Annotated in this window: 11 protein-coding genes; 8 read left to right on the forward strand and 3 right to left on the reverse strand. The window is 63.7% G+C overall.

Annotated features, from left to right (window positions below; all coding sequences use genetic code 11):
* Nucleotides 1-143 precede the first annotated feature (143 nt).
* Complete coding sequence (locus BcFMB_RS03095) at nt 144-1,409, forward strand: ABC transporter substrate-binding protein (RefSeq protein ID WP_099721023.1); 1,266 nt, start codon at nt 144-146, stop codon at nt 1,407-1,409.
* 113 nt (nt 1,410-1,522) lie between these two features.
* Here BcFMB_RS03095 and BcFMB_RS03100 read toward each other — a convergent pair whose 3' ends face one another.
* Nucleotides 1,523-2,554, reverse strand: coding sequence for a LacI family DNA-binding transcriptional regulator (locus tag BcFMB_RS03100; protein WP_099721024.1), 1,032 nt, complete (start codon nt 2,552-2,554; stop codon nt 1,523-1,525).
* Between the two features lie 354 nt (nt 2,555-2,908).
* On the opposite strand from BcFMB_RS03100, the gene gtfA reads away from it, so the two are divergent.
* From gtfA to ilvC, 7 genes are all read left to right on the forward strand, one after another.
* Nucleotides 2,909-4,432, forward strand: a complete 1,524-nt coding sequence (gene gtfA, locus BcFMB_RS03105; RefSeq protein WP_024541475.1) for a sucrose phosphorylase — start codon at nt 2,909-2,911, stop codon at nt 4,430-4,432.
* Between the two features lie 44 nt (nt 4,433-4,476).
* On the forward strand, nt 4,477-6,078 hold the full coding sequence (locus tag BcFMB_RS03110) for an MFS transporter (protein ID WP_099721025.1): 1,602 nt from the start codon (nt 4,477-4,479) through the stop codon (nt 6,076-6,078).
* Between the two features lie 202 nt (nt 6,079-6,280).
* Nucleotides 6,281-7,705, forward strand: coding sequence for a DUF262 domain-containing protein (locus tag BcFMB_RS03115; protein WP_099721026.1), 1,425 nt, complete (start codon nt 6,281-6,283; stop codon nt 7,703-7,705).
* Complete coding sequence (locus BcFMB_RS03120; RefSeq protein ID WP_099721027.1) at nt 7,702-9,840, forward strand: GmrSD restriction endonuclease domain-containing protein; 2,139 nt, start codon at nt 7,702-7,704, stop codon at nt 9,838-9,840. The genes BcFMB_RS03115 and BcFMB_RS03120 overlap by 4 nt, the downstream gene beginning before the upstream one ends.
* A gap of 203 nt (nt 9,841-10,043) precedes the next feature.
* Entirely contained in the window at nt 10,044-11,612 is a 1,569-nt protein-coding gene (locus tag BcFMB_RS03125; protein ID WP_099721028.1) for an MFS transporter, read from the forward strand.
* Nucleotides 11,613-12,106: 494 nt separating this feature from the next.
* A complete protein-coding gene (locus BcFMB_RS03130) occupies nt 12,107-13,480 on the forward strand; it encodes an MFS transporter (protein WP_024541470.1) in 1,374 nt (457 codons plus the stop codon).
* A gap of 409 nt (nt 13,481-13,889) precedes the next feature.
* Nucleotides 13,890-14,951, forward strand: a complete 1,062-nt coding sequence (gene ilvC / locus BcFMB_RS03135) for a ketol-acid reductoisomerase (protein ID WP_099721029.1) — start codon at nt 13,890-13,892, stop codon at nt 14,949-14,951.
* A gap of 626 nt (nt 14,952-15,577) precedes the next feature.
* Here ilvC and BcFMB_RS03140 read toward each other — a convergent pair.
* Nucleotides 15,578-17,320 (reverse strand): sialate O-acetylesterase family protein, encoded by a 1,743-nt coding sequence (locus BcFMB_RS03140; RefSeq protein WP_099721030.1) that lies wholly within the window; start codon nt 17,318-17,320, stop codon nt 15,578-15,580.
* A gap of 48 nt (nt 17,321-17,368) precedes the next feature.
* Nucleotides 17,369-18,466, reverse strand: a complete 1,098-nt coding sequence (locus tag BcFMB_RS03145; protein WP_099721031.1) for a GDSL-type esterase/lipase family protein — start codon at nt 18,464-18,466, stop codon at nt 17,369-17,371.
* Nucleotides 18,467-18,667 lie beyond the last annotated feature (201 nt).

An 18,667-nucleotide genomic window follows, 5' to 3' on the forward strand; every position in this document is an offset into this window, starting at 1 on the left:
AAATACTAATAATTAACGATAATATAATATAGAATAATTGAATACTTGATGATAAGAACAACGATGCAACAAATGCAACAACAATGACGGTCGACGCGCGATGGCGGTCGTTCGTCTGATAACGAGGAAGAGAAGTGATTCGTATGCGACTGCACAACATACGCAAGCAGGCAATGGTGATGACGGCGTTCGTCGCGGCGGCGACGCTCGCATTGTCCGGATGCGGCGGCTCGTCGGACGCCTCCGATGCGAGCGCGGCGGCCGCCGGGAACGGCATGGTCGTCGGCGCGCTGCTGCCGCTCACCGGAACGATCGCCTATCTGGCGCCCCCGGAGGTGGCCGCGATCAAACTCGCCGTGAACGACATCAACGCGGCCGGCGGCGTCCTCGGCAAGGATGTGACCGAGGTCGAGGCCGACACCTCGGACGGGGAGCACGCCGACCAGAACACGTCGGCCGCGCAATCGGTGCTCGCGAAGCATCCGTCGGTCGTCATCGGACCGGCCGCGTCGGGCGTCGTCAAGAACGTCTACAAGAGCATCGTCGCCGAGAAGATCCCGGTCATCTCGATGGCGTCCACGTCGATGACGCTCTCCGGCATGGATCCGTACTTCTTCCGCACCGTCGCGCCGGACGCGGTGCAGGGCGCCGTCATGGGCGACCTCATCGCAGGCGATGGCGTCAAGAAGCTCGCGATCGCATGCTTCAACGACGAATACGGCACCGGCATGCGCGACATCATCCTTGAAAGGCTCAACGGTGCCGGCGTCGACGTCGTCTACGGCGAACAGGACGCTTTCGATCCCGCGGAGACGAACTACTCATCCATCGCGTCGGCGATCAAGGACTCCGACGCCGACGCGACGCTCATCATCTCGTACGACCAGGCGACGCCGCTCATCAAGTCGTTGGCGTCGGCCGGCGTGGACACGCACAGGCTCTACCTCGTCGACGGCAACACCGTCGACTACTCGAAGACCTACGACGCCGGGCTGCTCAAGGGGTCGAAGGGTACCATCCCCGGCGCCCACGTCGACGACGCGTTCCTCGCGGCGCTCAAGGGCACCGGCACCGAGGTCTCCGACACGACGTACGCGGCGGAGACGTACGACGCGGTGATCCTCTCGGCGCTCGCCGCGGAACAGGGCGGCAGCGCAAGCGGGGAGACGATCCAGAAGAACCTCGCGTCGGTCTCCGGCGCGGACGGCGGCGAGAAGTGCGACAGCTTCAAGGCGTGCAAGGCGCTCATCAAGGACAAGAAGAAGATCCAGTACTCGGGCAAGACCGGCATCGGCGCGTTCAACAAGAACAACGATCCGAGCTCCGCGAACATCGGCGTCTACGAATACGACGACAAGAACGTCAATGTATTCCAGGCGATGCAGAGCGGCGACGTACCGAGCGAATGACACCATACGTGGATTCGGCGCACGTCGAATCCGCCGCTTGTCAGAGCGACTCTCGGCAGCGGGCCATCCATTGCGGGTGGCCCGCTGTTTTTTCCCGTGGCGTCCGATGGCGGTCAGCGCGTCGTGGAACGTCGTGCAAGCGTGACCGGGACGATGGTCGTGCGCGCCTTCGGCGATCCCCCGGATCGTGTGCTGTGTGTGGCGTCGTCGATCTGCTCTTCGACGTCGTCGGCGATCGTACGCGCGATCGCGGCGAAATCCTGCCGGATCACGGTCAACGGCAGTCCTGCGCAGTCGGCGATCGTCGTCCCGTCGTACGCGACGACCTGCAGGCGCTCGGGGACGGCGATGCCGCGCATCCGCGCCTCCTGCACGGCGAAGGCGGCGGCGACGTCGGCGGCGACGAGGGCGTCCATCCGCGGATATGCGTCGAAGGCCTCGCGTGCAGCGCGCCGCATGCCGTCGATGTCGAAGACCTCGCCCGATTCGATGTAGCGATGCCGGACGCCGGCGTCGTCAAGCCGTTCCTCGAGCGTCTGCATGTAGCGTACCGTCGGAAACGTCGACTGCGCGGCGCCGAGGTCGGTGAACTGCGCGCGCGGGCCGCCGACGATGACGACGTCTCGCGCATCGGTGCGCGTCAGCAGGTCGGCGATGAGCACGCCGCCGTGCACATGGTCGGAGCTCACCTGGGCGATGCCGTCGCCGAGGTTGCGGTCGAAGGCGACGACGGGGCGGCCGATCGTGCGCCAGTAGTCGGGGGCGTGCGTCGTATGCGCGGCGACGACGAGCGCGTCGAGCGAACGGCGGCGCAGCATGTCGACGTACTGCGCCTCGCCGTCGGCGGAGTCGACGGTCGAGCACAGCATCGTCTGCAGGCCGCGTGCCGAGAACTCGTGCTGCAGCTGCGACGTGAGCGTCGCGAAGAACGGATGGCGGATCGTCGGGACGATGACGCCGACGATGCCGGTCCTGCCGTGGTAGAAGTGGCGGGCGAGCTCGTTGGGGACGTAGTTGAGTTCGCGCATCGCCTGCTCGACCTTCGCGCGCATGTCCTGCGACACGTATCCGGTGCCGTTGATGACGAGCGAGACGCTGCTCACTGAGACTCCCGCGCGTTTTGCGACGTCGCGCATGCCGACCATCTGTGCCTCCTGCCGTTGTATGCCATGGCGCCGTTGATGCATGTCCATGTATCGATTGACCGCCGGTGTCGAACCGGTTGGACAACTCCATTGTAGATACGGTGCGCGTGTGTGTCGATCATGGCGCGACCGATGGGCTTCGGTGGGTCCTCGGCGAGGGCGTCATCAGTTGTCGAAACGGTTTGACACGCCGAAGGCGCAGTCGTGTTGCGCAGAGGTTCCGTCAGTGTCATAATCGTCGGTATCGAACCGGTTCGATGCAACACCAGCGATTCGGTTCCGGGGCTTCGGCTCAACTGATTGATCCCAACGGTGTGATTGACCGACGGCAACTGACTCGACGAGGAGGAACTCGTGAAGAACAAAGTACAGCTCATCACCTACGCGGATCGTCTCGGCGACGGCAACCTCGCCTCGCTGACCGACATCCTGCGCACCCGTTTCGACGGTGTCTACGAAGGCGTGCACATCCTGCCGTTCTTCACGCCCTTCGACGGCGCCGACGCCGGCTTCGACCCGATCGACCACACGAAGGTCGATCCGCGGCTCGGCGACTGGGACGACGTCGCCGAACTCGCCAAGACGCATGACATCATGGTCGACGCGATCGTCAACCACATGAGCTGGCAGTCGCGCCAGTTCCAGGACGTGCTCAAGCGCGGCGAGGGATCCGAGTACTATCCGATGTTCCTGACGATGAGCTCGGTGTTCCCGGACGGTGCGACCGAGGAGGAGCTCGCCGGCATCTACCGCCCGCGTCCGGGCCTGCCGTTCACGCACTACAGCTTCGCCGGCAAGACGCGCCTCGTCTGGGTCACGTTCACGCCGCAGCAGGTGGACATCGACACCGACTCCGCCAAGGGCTGGGAATACCTGATGTCGATCTTCGACCAGATGAGCAAGTCGCATGTCAAGTACATCCGCCTCGACGCCGTCGGCTACGGCGCGAAGGAGTCCGGCACGAGCTGCTTCATGACGCCGAAGACCTTCCGGCTGATCTCCCGCCTGCGCGAAGAGGCGTCCAAGCGCGGCCTCGAGATCCTCATCGAAGTCCACTCGTACTACAAGAAGCAGGTGGAGATCGCGTCGAAGGTGGACCGCGTCTACGACTTCGCGCTGCCGCCGCTGCTGCTCCACTCGCTGTTCACCGGCGACGTGGACGCGCTCGCGCACTGGACCGAGATCCGCCCGAACAACGCCGTCACCGTCCTCGACACGCACGACGGCATCGGCGTCATCGACATCGGCTCCGACCAGCTCGACCGTTCGCTCAAGGGACTCGTCCCCGACGAGGACGTCGACGCGATGGTCGAGACGATCGCGAGGAACACGCACGGCGAATCGAAGGAGGCGACCGGCGCCGCCGCGTCGAACCTCGACCTCTACCAGGTGAACTCCACCTACTATTCGGCGCTCGGCTGCAACGACCAGCACTACATCGCCGCGCGCGCCGTGCAGTTCTTCCTGCCCGGCGTGCCGCAGGTCTACTACGTCGGCGCGCTCGCCGGAGCCAACGACATGGCGCTGCTCAAGCGCACGAACGTCGGACGCGACATCAACCGCCACTACTACACGACCGCCGAAATCGATGAGAACCTCGAACGCCCGGTCGTGCGGGCGCTCAACGCGCTCGCGCGCTTCCGCAACGAACTGTCGGCCTTCGACGGCGACTTCAGCTACGCGACGAGCGACGACGGCAAGACGATCAGTTTCACGTGGAACGATGACGACACGTCGGCGACGCTGACCTTCACGCCGTCGAAGGGCATCGGCGTCGACAACACGCAGTCGGTGGCGACGCTCGCATGGCAGGACGCCGACGGCGACCACGTCAGCGACGACCTGATCGCGAACCCGCCGGTCGCGCGCAAGCACTGAGCGCAGCCGGACGCAACGGACGACGAAACGGAAAAGAGGAGATCATGGTGGACGAACAGGGAGCCGGCGGCAAGCCGGCCGGCAACGGCTACATCCGTCCGGGCATCGACGACCGACCCGACCTGGACAAGGCACTGAGCGCCGAAGACAAGGAGAACATCGCGCGTCTGGCCGCGCCGATGCCGAAGAAACGCGCCGCCGAAAGCAGCGTCGACGACGAGCAGACGCAGAGCGTCAAGCTCGCCACCGATTCGCAGGTCCCCGGCTCCGGCATGGCCGCGCTCGCCGCCGTCGACACGGCGGTGCCGGACGAGGACTCGGCGTTCATGGACATGCGCGACCCGATGGTGTCGGCCGACGGCCACCGCCCGACGAAGACGGAGATCGTGCGGCTCGGCGTCGGTTTCACGGTGTCCGCAATCGCCTGCGCAATCCCGTGGGTCGCGCTGAGCACCGTCATCCTGCCGCGCGTGTTCGAGCAGATCGACGCCGGCAGCAAGGTGTTCATGCTCGGCCTCGTCAACTCGATCGGCGCGTTCGTCGCCCTCGTCGCGAACATCGTCTTCGGCACGCTCTCCGACCAGACGCGCTCGCGTTTCGGCAAGCGTACGCCGTGGATCGTGATCGGAGGCCTCATCACCGGCCTGAGCATCGGCGCGGTCGCGTTCACGCGCTCCGAAGCGCTCATCGTGACGCTGTGGTGCGTCGCGCAGATGGGCTACAACATGATGCTCGCGCCGTACGTCGCCGTCATGTCCGACCGCGTCCCCGACAAGGTGCGCGGCACGATCTCCGGATTCTACGGCGCCGGCATCGCCGTCGGACAGACGCTCGGCTCGGTCGTCGGCGCCGCGTTCCTCACGCGCGGCGACGCAGGGCTGTTCCAGGCGTGGATGATGGGCCTCGCCGTCTTCTCGCTCGTCGGCATCTTCGTCGTCGTCGTATGGCCGCGCGAGAAGTCGAGCAAATTCGAAGCCGACGGCGAGAAGCTGAGTGCGAAGGCGATTCTGCGCAACTTCCGCCCGCCGCGCCACGCGCCCGACTTCTACTACGCGCTCGTCGGCCGCACGCTGATGATGGGCGGCTACTGGATGATCACGACCTACCAGCTGTACATCGCACAGGACTACATCTACGCCGGCGACCCGCACGCCACCGACAAGGCCGCCGCGATCATCGCGACGATGGGCATCATCACGCTCGTCGTGTCGCTGATCGCCGCTGTCACGGCCGGTCCGATCACCGACCGCATCGGCCGCCGCAAGCTGCCGGTCGCGCTCGCGAGCTGCCTGTTCGCCGTCGGCGCCGCGATGCCGCTGCTGTTCCGCTCGCCGATGGGCATGTATCTGTTCGCCGCGATCGCCGGCCTCGGCTACGGCGTCTACAACGCGATCGACCAGGCGCTCAACGTGGCCGTGCTGCCGAATCCGAAGGAGGCGGGCAAGGATCTGGGCATCCTCAACCTCGCGAACACGCTTTCGACGGTCATCGGCACGATGATGACGTCGATCGTCGTCTCGATCGCGAAGTCGGCGATGCACGCGTCCGATACGCCGGCGGCCGCCTATGCGTGGGTGTTCGTCGTCGCGATCGTCATCGTGCTCATCGCGGCCGCGCTCGTCATGCGCATCCGCAACGTCAAGTGACGCTTTCCCCTCATCGTCACATTGCCAAGGCCGGCGACGTTCATGTCGCCGGCCTTTTCTCGTATGCCGATCGCGAGATGCCGCCGCCGTCGCATGGTGTCGCGTCGGCGATGCGTACGCATGACGTCGCCTATGATGGACGTGGGTATCCGGCGGAACGATATGTGGTCTGGCGTTCCGTCTCACGCATGGTGAGGGAGACATGATGGGCGGCGATGCGATCAACGTGGAGGTCTGCAGCATTCGCGAACTACTGCGCTGCCCGTTGCAGGTGCCTCCCTATCAGCGCCCCTACGTCTGGCAGGCGTCCAACGTGCTCCAGCTGATCGAGGATGTCGAACACTCGGCGCAGGCCGATCCCGCGTCGGATGAATCCCGGTATCGCATCGGCACCGTCATCGTCTATCAGAGCGAAGACGGGACGTCGCTCGACATCGTCGACGGGCAGCAGCGGGTGATCACGTTGCATCTGATTCTGGCCGTGCTGGGGGAGCGTAAGGATGGTATGCGGCTGGATATGCGCGATGACGAGCAGACTCGCCGGCATCTGTACGAGAACGATCATGCGATACGGCAATTAATGGATTCGTGGGAGGGCGATCGGCGCTCGCAATTTGCGGGTCGCCTGCTCGATGGCTGCGAGGTGTTGAAGGTCACGTCAGGCTGTCTGTCCGAAGCGTTCCAGATGTTCGATTCGCAGAATGCGCGCGGCAAGGAACTCGACCCCACCGATCTGCTCAAGGCGTTCCATCTTCGCCGCATGGATGCCGACGGCGTGGATGAAAGCCGCAAACAACAGCTGGTGCGGCGGTGGGAGCTGCATCAGGATGCTATCCAGCCGCTCTTCGGCACATATCTCTATCGCATCGCATGCTGGAGCCGAGGGGAGAAGACGAAGCCCGGCGGTCTGGATTCGGATTCCATCGCCATGTTCAAAGGCGTCGATCTGCCGGGCCGCGGCAACGAGCGGCAATGCGCGCCGTGGCAGCGCAATTATGTCACGGCCTGGTATGCGAGCAAGGAGCGCGCCGATGACGGGTCGGAGACGTCATATGCGTTCCAGATCGATCAGCCGGTGATCAACGGCGAGGCGTTTTTCTGCTTCGCGGAGCATTATCGGACGCTGCTCCGGCAGCAGCTCATGCATGATGAGGATCCGTGGAAGGAAGCCTGCGCCGATGTCGTGCCCTTTGTGGACGAGTGGCGGTACCGTTACATGACCGAACTCTTCCATACCATCCTGCTATATTACCGGGATCGATTCGGCGATGGCGACGCCGTCGAAGCCGTCGAAGCCGCCAGAATGGCGTTCCTGCATGCCGCGTATATGAGACTCGCCATGCGCTCGTTGCGGTTTGCCACCGTCAACAACTATGCGCTGGGCGCCGATCGATGGTGGCGGAACGCCCGCATATTCGAGATGATCCGCGATGCTGACCGCGGGCGTGATGTGTTGTCCCATATGGCGCGCATTGCTCGGGAGCCTCTTGATGAAGATTCGGACAACGTGAAGCGGCGCTATCAGGAACTGTGGAGCCGCTATATGCGACGCGATTCCAAGTCTCGGGCCGGTGATGGAGGCATGGAAGAAGAGGGGAACATGAAGCGTGGGGAGGAGACCCGATGACGGGCAAGCCGGCGGTACTGAACATCGCTGAACTCTTCGACGAGGGATGCGTATATCGGGTTCCGATCTATCAGCGCGCATATGCGTGGGGCGCTGATGAAATCAAGACGCTGCTCGACGACGTCAGGCGTGCCGACGGCCAGTACTATCTGGGCTCGTTGGTCGTTGCGAGATGCGGCAGTGAGCGGAACAGGACCGTGTACGAGGTCATCGACGGGCAGCAACGTCTGACCACGCTGTATCTGCTGATGGCGGCGCTCTGCCATGACGATGACGATCAAGCCGCCGCTGCGTTGGACGCATGGCATATGCGATTGGAATATGAATGCCGTGCCGAATCATATGGGGCGTTGCTGCAACAGCTGCGTAAGAGCGGCGCGCCCGATCAGCCGGAGGACGTCGGCGCGCAGGACGGACCTTCCGATCAGGAGACGATGTGCCGCCCATTGCTCGACGGATATCAGATCATCCGTCAGGACTTCGAAGATCCGGAGCGCCGGATAGACCTCGAAAAACTGCGTACCAATGTGAGCATCGTGCGTGACGAATTGCCTTCGGGAACCGACCTCAACCGCTATTTCGAAGTCATGAATACGCGCGGCGTGCAGCTCAGGCCGCAGGATGTCGTCAAGGCGCGCCTCATGAGCGCCGTATCCTCCCCGACCGATCGCGAAACCATCGGCCGCATCTGGGATGTCTGCTCGGATATGGATCACTACATGCAATGCCTCGCGACTCCCGATGAGCGGATGCGATGGTTCGGCGAGGGGTGGACGTCGGCGCCGCCTGCCGATTGGAACCGACTCGTCGGCGAGGCGGCTCCGGACAATGACGGCGGCGACGACGGCAGTGCCAAATTATCCAAGTCATTCGAGGATGTGCTGCAGGAAGCGCTCAGCGAGGAACCGCCGCAAGCGGAACAGCAGGCACAATCGGGTGCCCATTCGGATGACGAAACCGAGCGATACCGTTCCGTCATCAGCTTCCCGGCGTTTCTCATGCATGTGCTGCGCATCTACAGTGACGACGAGAACGATGCTTCTGGCGACGTCAAGCAAACCTCTCTTGATGATGCGGAATTGCTCAGAGTATTTGACGACAAGGTGGCCAAGATATTTCCGAAAACTTCAGAGAACTCGGAAGACTCAGGGGACTCAGACGACAGTGCATCCGCGGAGGACAACGCGAAACGATTCGCTGCGGCGCTGCTGCGATGCCGTTTCCTGTTCGACAACTACATCGTCAAAACGCATATGGATTCGGCCGTTTCATCCGATGCCACCGAATGGACGCTCAAATGCTGCAGAAAAAACAAGAGCAAGAAGGAGCGGTCATACTACCTTGCCAATGCGTTCTCGGATGAGGTCCAGCAGGAACTGATCATGATCCAGTCCATGTTCCAGGTGACCGAAACGGGCAACAACCACAAGAACGCATTGTATGCAATGCTGCAATGGTTGTGGGCAAAGGAAGCCGTCGATGGATCTGCGTTCCTGCAACACATTCGGGAGTATGCGCGCGGGAGCCTTGAGGAGAAGCTGAAGGGTACGTCGACGGAAAAGCGCCGGTTGCAGATTCGTGAAGCCGTCAATCAAGGCGTCGGCACCGAGCATTTCATCTTCAACTATCTGGATTATGCGCTGTGGGAGCTGCTCAATCATGCCGATGATTCGCCGCAGGGACAGGACATGTCTGCAGCCGGCATCTTCGGAACCGATGAGCTGCCGGCGGTAGCGTCGGAAGTGCGTACGCGGTGGAATGAATACGCCGAGCAGGCCGAACATTCCGGCGAAGGCGCGCAGACTCTTGATTGCAGGCGGTTCCGTTTCCGCTACCGCAATTCCGTGGAACATTTCTCGCCGCAGCATCCTTTAAGCGGTGGCGATGCGCCGCCCAATGTAAACGATTTCGGCAATCTATGTCTGCTGACGGTTCGGGAGAACTCCCGCCGCAACAACCTCGACGCAATGGAGAAGATCAGGCATTTCAATGTGGCCCAGCAAAGCCTGAAATTCCAGTTCATGGTCGGACAGGCGCAGAAGGAGACCACATGGGGCGAGCAGCAGATAAAGGACCAGACCGAGCTGTGGATCCGATTGTTGGACGCGCTGAGCGACGCATCTCATGTCCGGTGAACGACGATCCGTTCTACGCCCCCGAGAACATGCGTCATCTGGAGCGGTCGATTCGCCAGTTGGAGCATGGTGACGTGTCCGAGCGCGAACTTCGGGAGTCGTGACGAATGCGCCGTCGCATATGCGCTCCCGGTGTGTGAATTCGTCTGCGCGCACGGCGGTAACGGGGCCACCGCCGTGCGGCTGCGGTTATCGTTGTGCGTATGAACGATCAGTCGCAGTCACATGATGCGAACGACGCCGAGCGCCCCGCGCCGCGTCCGTTCCCGAATTCCGATTACATCCGCCCGGGCATCGACGACCGCCCGGACCTCGACAAGGCGCTATCCGACGAGGACAAGGCGGCCGTCGCGCGCCTCGCCGTGCGCCAGAAGCCGAAGACGCCGCCGGCCGCGGCCGGCCAGCCGGAGGTGCAGGCCGCCGCGATGGGCGCGAACGCTCCCGTCGGGGGTGCCGACGAACCGGTACCCGACCTGGAATCCGCATTCCTCGACATGCGCGACCCGATGGTGGATGCGAACGGCTACCGTCCGACGAAGGGGGAGGTGCTGCGCATGAAGGTCGGTTTCATGGGCGCGGCGTTCTTCCTCGCGTTCGCGCTCGCCGCGCTCAACATCACGCTCGTGCCGCAGGAACTCGATGCGTTGAGCGGTCCGATAGGTGGTGCCGTCGCGTTGTCGCGAGTGCTCGGCGTCGGCATCCTGTGTTCGCTTGTCGCGACCGTTTTCTTCCTGCCGCTGTCCGACCACACGCGCACACCCTTCGGACGCCGCGCGCCGTGGTTCGCCGCAGGCACAATCGTCGCCGTCGTCTTCGCGTTCTCGCTGAGCGCGTGCCATACGCCGGCCGCCGTCGGCGTCGTCTGGGCGCTGCTGCAGATCGGTCTGGCGGCGATGCTGTGCGCGTTGCACGCGTCGATCGGCGAACGTGTACCGGACAAGTTCCGCGACGCCGTCGGCACATGGCGCACCGTCGGTCTGCTCGTCGGCCTGGTATTCGGCATCTGGTTCGGCGTACTGATGGCCTCCGACCCCGCCGTCGGCATGGACCTGTGCGCCATCGCCCTGCTCGCCGCCGGCATCGTCGGTTTGCTCGTCATCCCGCGCGAGTCGTCGACCGTCTATTCGCGCGCGAAGCCGATGAAGACCGCCGACCTGCTGGTCACATTGCGCGTCACCCATCCGACGGCCGCATGGCGCACGATCTGCCTGACGCGGCTGTTCGCATCCGCCGGTGTCATGCTCGCGATCGCCTACATCTGGTTTGTCGTGCGCTATCGGCGTGGCGCCGATGCGGGGCTCGACGTGCGCGCGACGATGACGATGGTCGCCCTCATGGGACTGCTGGCGTGCGCGATGGCGCTGCTGAGTGAAGGCGTCACCGATCTGCTGCGCGCGTCGCTCGACAACGATCGGCTTGTGCTGATGGTCGGCGTCGCGTTGGCGATCGTGGCAGCCGTCGTGCCGCTCGTCAGCTATACGCCGGTCGGATTGTATGTGTTCGCCGGCATCGGCGGATTCGCGATCCATATGATCGACGACGCGCTGCAGTCGCTTGCCGTGGCTTCGGTGCCGCAGATCGACCGCGCCGCCGAATATCTCGCCGTGTTCAACACGAGCGCGACGGTGGGCCGTCTGCTCGGCGTCGTCGTCGGCGGATTCGTCTTCGCCTACGCGGCCGTCTTCTCGTCCGTCTTCCTGTGGGCGGCGATCATGTTCGCGTTCGCCGGCGCGAGCGGCGCCGCGGCGATTGCATATGCCGCCAAACGCTGATGCTCGTTCCGGAGCGACGCATGTCCTCATCCGTCATGATGAGACGGCTATGCGTCGCTTTGTTGTATCTACGACGCTGTGCCTGCGCGCTGGCGAAACGTCTGTGCTGATCGCATTGTGGTGCAATGACATTGACTGCGGTGTCCGGCGCCGATATGCGCAACGTATTGTCTCACAATTTGGACATATGTCCGAAGTGTCTGCGTTCCCGGGGTACCTTCGATGTCAACGCGGCGCTGCTTCGCAGATGCGCCGTACAAGACGATGACGGATACACGGAAAGGAGGCTCGCGATGGATGAGGCCATGGTCGCACGACTGCAGATTGTACGAATTATTATCTCGCCATCGGCGAGCTGATTCGTATATCTGGAATCCAGCCCCGCCGATGGTGGCGGGGACGGATCGTAAACTACCTCGGACCCCGCCATATGTGCGGGGTTTTTGCGTTCGTACCCCAAGCCATGAACGCAGGCAAACTATCAGGAGGTTTTCATGACCGCAGCCGAAACAGAGGCGGAATCCGCCGCAGTCACTCTCGCCCGACCGGCGTCGCGCACAGCGCGCTCGTCGGTGGGCACGATCATCGCCGCATCCATGGTGGGTACGACGATTGAATTCTACGATTTCTACGCGTATGGCACGGCCGCCGCGAACTACTTTCCGCGCGTGTTCTTCTCCGACCGGACGAACCCGACCGTCGCGCTGCTGCTCTCGCTGGTCACCTTCGCCGTCGCGTTCCTCGCACGCCCGGTCGGTTCGTTGATCTTCGGGCATTTCGGCGACTCGATCGGGCGCAAGGCGACGCTCGTCGTCTCGCTGATGACGATGGGCGTGGCCACGTTCCTCATCGGCTGCCTGCCCGGATATGACGTGTGGGGTGTGTGGGCCGTGATCATGCTGTGCGTGTGCCGTTTTGTGCAGGGCATCGGCCTCGGCGGTGAATGGTCCGGCGCCGCGCTCGTGGCCACCGAGAACGCGCCTGCCGACAAGCGCGCACTCTATGGTTCGTTCCCCGAACTCGGCGCGCCGATCGGCTTCTTCCTGTGCAACGGCACCTACGTGGTGCTTGAGATGTTCAACGATGACGCGGCGATGCTCGCGTGGGGATGGCGCGTGCCGTTCCTGCTGTCGTCGCTGTTGGTGGTCGTGGGGCTGCTCGTGCGCGTCCATATGGAGGAGACGCCGGCATTCCGCGCCGCACAGCGGAGCCAGCGCGTTGTCAAGGCCCCGGCGGTCGAGGTGTTCCGTACGAGCTGGAGGCAGGTGCTGCAGGCGACGTTCCTCGTCGCCGTCACCTATACGCTGTTCTATACGCTCGCCACATGGTCGCTCGCGTGGGCTACGAAGACGGATGCGCAGGGAGGCGGCGGCCTTGGCTTCTCGACGAAGGAATATATGACGATGCTGATGATCTCAGTATGCGTGTTCGCCGTGTTCATCGTCCTCTCGTGCGTGTTTGCGGATCGGCTCGGTCGTCGTCACGTGATCATCGGGTCGTCGGTCGCACTGCTCGTGTTCGCGGCGGTGTTCCCGCTGCTGATGAACCGTGCCGTCGTCGGTGTGCACAACACGGCCGCGGCGATGCTGTTCCTGTGCCTCGGCTTCGCGCTGATGGGTGTCGCGTTCGGACCGATTGGCGCATTGCTGCCCGAACTGTTCAGCGTCAACGTGCGCTACACCGGATCCGGCATCGGCTACAATCTCGCGGCGATCGTCGGTGCGGCATTCGTGCCGTCGGTGGCTACATGGCTTTCGTCGCATTGGGGCGTGGGCTCGGTTGGTCTGTATCTGGGCGTCATGGCGCTGGGTTGCCTTGTGGCGATACTGACCTGCCATGAGACCAAGGATGTGGATTACATGCGGTGACCCGCGGATGGTTCATGCATGATCGACGCGTCAGGTAAGGAGGCTGCACGGCGGCGGCGCGGGTCGCGCACAGCATAGCAAGAAGTCCACAATGTGGACAAAACATCATGCCGATGCAAGACGGAAGCTGGTGATGATGCGCTGTTTTCCAAAAGAAATCACGCATATCCCAAAACGGGGCGTCGATGGTATCCAAAAGATGGACTCGGCGTCGAGGCGCTTGCGGATTTCGGTAAGATGAGGACTCAGTTTTGGAGACAAAATCTCCGACACGGCGGGAAGCCTGCATACACGGATCGGTCGTCCCATACCATGGGGCGTGCGGTGCATGGGGCAGGTGCAAGAACAAACACAGGCATCGCGAACGGCACAATGTTCGGTGATGCAAACAATGAAGGAGTATGCCAATATGGCAGCACAGATCTGGTACGAAGACGACGGCGATCTCTCGGTTCTCGACGGCAAGAAGGTCGCGATCATCGGTTACGGCTCGCAGGGCCACGCTCACGCGCTCAACCTGCGTGATTCCGGTGTGGACGTCGTCGTCGGCCTGCGCCCGAACTCGAAGTCGGTCCAGTTTGCGAAGGATCAGGGCCTTGAGGTCAAGAGCGTTCCGGAAGCTGCTGCAGAAGCCGACGTCATCATGATCCTGGCTCCTGATCAGTATCAGAAGGGCATCTGGGACAACGACATCGAGCCGAACATCAAGCCGGGCGCCGCTCTGGCCTTCGCGCACGGCTTCAACATCCACTATGGCTACATCAAGCCGTCCGAGGACCATCCGGTCTTCATGGTCGCCCCGAAGGGGCCAGGCCACATCGTGCGTCGTGAGTACGCCGCCGGCCGTGGCGTCCCGGTCGTGACCGCCGTCGAGCAGGATCCGCGCGGCGACGGCTGGGATCTCGCCCTCGCCTACGCCAAGGCCCTCGGCGCGCTGCGCGCCGGCGCCATCAAGACGACCTTCAAGGAAGAGACCGAGACCGATCTCTTCGGTGAGCAGAACGTGCTCCTCGGCGGCGTCAACAAGCTCGTCGAGATGGGCTTCGAGGTCCTCACCGACGCCGGCTACCAGCCGGAGATCGCCTACTTCGAGGTCTGCCACGAGCTCAAGATGATCGTCGACCTGATGAACGAAGGCGGCCTGAACAAGGATCGTTGGTCCTGCTCCGACACCGCCCAGTACGGCGACTACGTCAACACCGTCATCGACGAGCATGTCCGTGAGCGCATGGAGTATCACCTCAAGCGCATCCAGGACGGCTCCTTCGCGAAGGAGTTCATGGACGATCAGGCCGCCGGCGCGCCGAAGTTCAAGCAGCTCCAGGAGGAGTACTCGAACGTCCGCATCGAGGAGGTCGGCCCGAAGCTCCGCGCGATGTTCTCCTGGAACAACGAAGCCGCGAAGGACGCCGACGAGGCCAACTCCTTCACCGGCAAGATCGCTCGCGCCCAGGTTCAGGACGCCGAGTGATTGAGTCGGCCGGCACTTCGGTGCCCGGCTGAAGCGCACTGATAGGTGGGATGCAGTTCATCACGAACTGCACCCCATTTTTGTCGCCTGCGTCCCGTTTCATCGGTTGTCTCGACGAACTGGGACGCAAAGGGGCGTGTTTGCGGGTGGGTTTGTCGACCCGGTCGACGGGTCGGGACGCAATTGGGCGTGTTTGCGGGTGGGTTTGTCGGCCCGGTCGATGGGTCGGGACGTAAAGGTTAATGCTGTGCTGACGCGGTATGTGCGGAATTGCAATGATGTCGATGATCGCGTGAGATATCTGACCGCGCGTCAACGCAGATCCTCTTGAATTCAATCGGATTGCATAACACCATCGCGCAGGGGTCCGCTACGCGGCGGTCGTTCGGCATACCCGCATCCACCATCTGGAACAAGCTGGAATAGGTAAGACATACATGGGTCGAACGACCCTATGCCTTCCTGCGCGAATCCAAGCGAAGGAGACATCATGCGCCCAACCATACGAAGCCATATCCGGCCGTCTCCGTGCTCTCGACGGCCACGGACAAGCTTGCGGCGAACGAAATGGCGTGGAGCGTCGGCATGGTCATCGGCGGCGCGCTGCTCGCGACTGTCGCCCGGACCTACCCGGCGTACGGGAACGCCGGCAGACCATCGCCGTTGAACAGCGGGGCCGGGCCCCAGCTGCGCCACGCGTAGCGCACGGCGGTCGGCACGGACACCTGCGGTGACGACACGCGTACCATCATATGTTCGCCGTCGGCCGCGTCGATGCCGCTGTACTCGAGAATCTGCGCATCCGCGTCCATATAGACGCCGTCGTCGCCGGCGATCTCGAATCCCGAGGCCCCGGCCGTGCGTGCGCCAGTCTCGTCGGTAGCGTCGCGCATCGTATCCGGCGTCGTGCCATGCCAGTGCAGGCCTCGCGCATGGTCGAACATGACGTCGATCGCCTCGCCGGCGACGGTCGTATGCACGACGCGCGGACTGTCGGCCGCCACGTCGCCGTCGCCGTAGACGGTCCGCAGCGCGAGGTTCGCGATGCGCTCGCCGACCGTGCGCTTATCGAGCGGATGGATGTTGTCGAATTCGCCGCAGTCCATCGTGCAGACGAGTTCCACGTCGTCGATCGATTCGCTCGCGTCATACTGCGCGGCGCGGATGACCGGCCAGCGGCGCGGATCCCCGCCGTGCGCCGCGACCTGGCCGTCGATCCACTGCGGCAGCTGCACGATGAGGAACGGCAACGTGCGCGCGCTCGGCTGATAGCCGACCGTCGGCTCGTCGTAGGCGTCGAGATTCCACAATGTGCGCCATTCGTCGATGAGCAGGCCGAGCAGTTCGCGGTAGGAGTCGCACTGCAGTTCGTCCTCCTCGCCCTGATACCACAGGAATCCGCGGACCGTGTACGGCGCGACGCGCCTGACCATGCCCTCGAACGGTGCGCCGACGCGGCGCTCCGAGAACGGCGTGACCGGCGGTGGCCACGGACACGGGCCGAGCACGGCGTCGATTTGCGGCTGCGTGATGCCCGGATGCGTGTCCCTCATCGCGGCGACGTCGTTGTTCCACTGGTCGAAGGTGCGCTGCCATGCATCGGCCTCGGCGCGCATTTGCGCGTCGGTCTTGCCGGCGACCGCCTGCTCGTAGCGTTCGACGTACGGACGTCCCGCCGCCGAACCGTTCAACGTGGCCGTGCTCATCCAGCAGGAGATCGACGTGCCGCCGATATAGCAGTCGATGATGCCGACGGCGACGTGCCTGTCGAGCCGTTCGCGCAGTCGCCGGCCGAAGTAATAGCCGACGGCGGACATATGCGCGACCTCGGGCGCGACGGCCGCGCACCATGCGCTGTCGGCCCCGGCGTCCTCGTCGACTCCGCCGACCTTCGGCGTGTTGTAGAAGCGCAGCAGCGGGTCGTCGGCTGCCGCGATCGCGTCGGCGCCGTGCTCGCTCGTATGCAGTTCGAGTTCGATGTTGCTTTGGCCGCCGGCGAGCCAGACCTCGCCGATGAAGATGTCCGCATAGCTGAGCGTGTCGTCGCCGGCGCGCACGTCGAGCGTGTACGGGCCGCCCGCCGGCAGCGGCGGCAGCAGCGCCGTCCACGATGCCGTGTCGCGTGGCGTCGCCGCCACGCTCTGCGCAATGACGATATCGCCGCCGTCGCGCAGCAATCGCACGACGACGTCGACGTCGCGCGCCGCCGTGCCGAACACGGCGATCGGCGCGTCGCGCTGCAGCACCATATGGTCGGCGAAGACGGCGGCGACGCGCAGCGCCCCCGCACGTGTGCGATCGGCGCCTGCATGGCGACCTCCGTGCGCCACCGCCGACGCGCCCGGCGCGATCCCCGTCACTGTGGACATGTCTGCTGCCTTTCTCCTGAAGTCTTCTGGAATCGTCTGCGACCGTCGTCAGCGGCCATGCCAGACGTCGTCGCCGAAGCTCTTGAGATAGGCGACGAGTTCGCGCGCCATCTCCTCGTCCTCGGCGATGCGTGGATGGCCGGGCGTGCCGTTGCCGGCGCGCGTGTATCCGAAGTAGCTGACGCGCGGATCGCCGACCTCATCGACGGCTTCGCGGATCGCACGGTCCCACTGCGTGCTGTGTTCGAGCACCGTCGTCGTGCAGACGATGCGCGCCTCGGGATAGCGTGCGCGCAATGCGCGGACGAAGTCGGCGTAGCGTGCGCGCCAATGCGCGGCCGTCGCGCCGTCGTAGTCGTCGGCCATGAAATCGTCCGGATGGGAGTCGTTCTGTCCGAGTGCGACGACGACGACCTGTGGAGCGTAGTCGTCGAAGTCCCACATGCTCGTCGCGCCGAGCGCCGGGTTGTAGCGCACGCGATCCCAGATGCTTTCCATGCCTTTGTAGTTCGGCGCGTCGAACCAGCCGATGCCGTCGAGCAGCGGCGCGCCGCCCTGCGCGATGATGCGCAGTTCGGCGCCGAGTGCGCGTGCGGCGACCGCGCCGTACGAATACCACGCGTTGCTGTATGACGACAGATCGACGTCCGGATCGGCTTTGCCGGTGTAGAGCACGGCCTCGTTGCGCTCGCCGCAGCTGACCGAATCGCCGTAGATCTCGATGCGCCGTTCGCTTGGCGCGTCAAGCGGCGCCATGATTCGCGCATCGTCGTCGATGCCGACGCCGATGAATTCCATGTAGTGCATGCCGCCGTCCTGACGTTTGAAGACGACCGCCCGATGTTCGATGGCCGGCAGATGGTCGGCGATGCGCAACGTCAGCACGCCTTCGTCCTCTTCTGCGTATGGCGGCAGCTGCGGCTCCGCCGGCGACGGCACGCGCACGCTGTACTGCGTGCCGTCGATGATGACGCCGAGGCGGATGTCGCCGTAGTTCCAATGGTTGCGCAGCCGCACGCTCAATGTGGTGCCGGTGAAGCGGAAGCGCGCCTGCGTGTACGGGAACACCCACAGCTGGCCGTCTTCGGTCCGCTCGGTGCGTCCTTGGTATTGCAATGCCTGATCCGTATCTGCGATGAGGCGCATGACACTCCTTCGTATGCATCGTCCCGACGTGGCGCCGCCGCTATGCGGAAGCCTCGTCGCGTCTTGTTGTCCGCTGTGTTCCGATGATAATCGCGGCGCCGACCGCGACATGCTGAAGCGCTCAAGTTTCTCTGCGGCTTCAGCTATATATTGATACACTGATCAGCAGCGCGGAACGCCGACGAAGGCGGCCGCAGTTCG

The sequence above is a fragment of the Bifidobacterium choerinum genome, from assembly GCF_002761235.1.
Lineage (GTDB): Bacteria > Actinomycetota > Actinomycetes > Actinomycetales > Bifidobacteriaceae > Bifidobacterium > Bifidobacterium choerinum.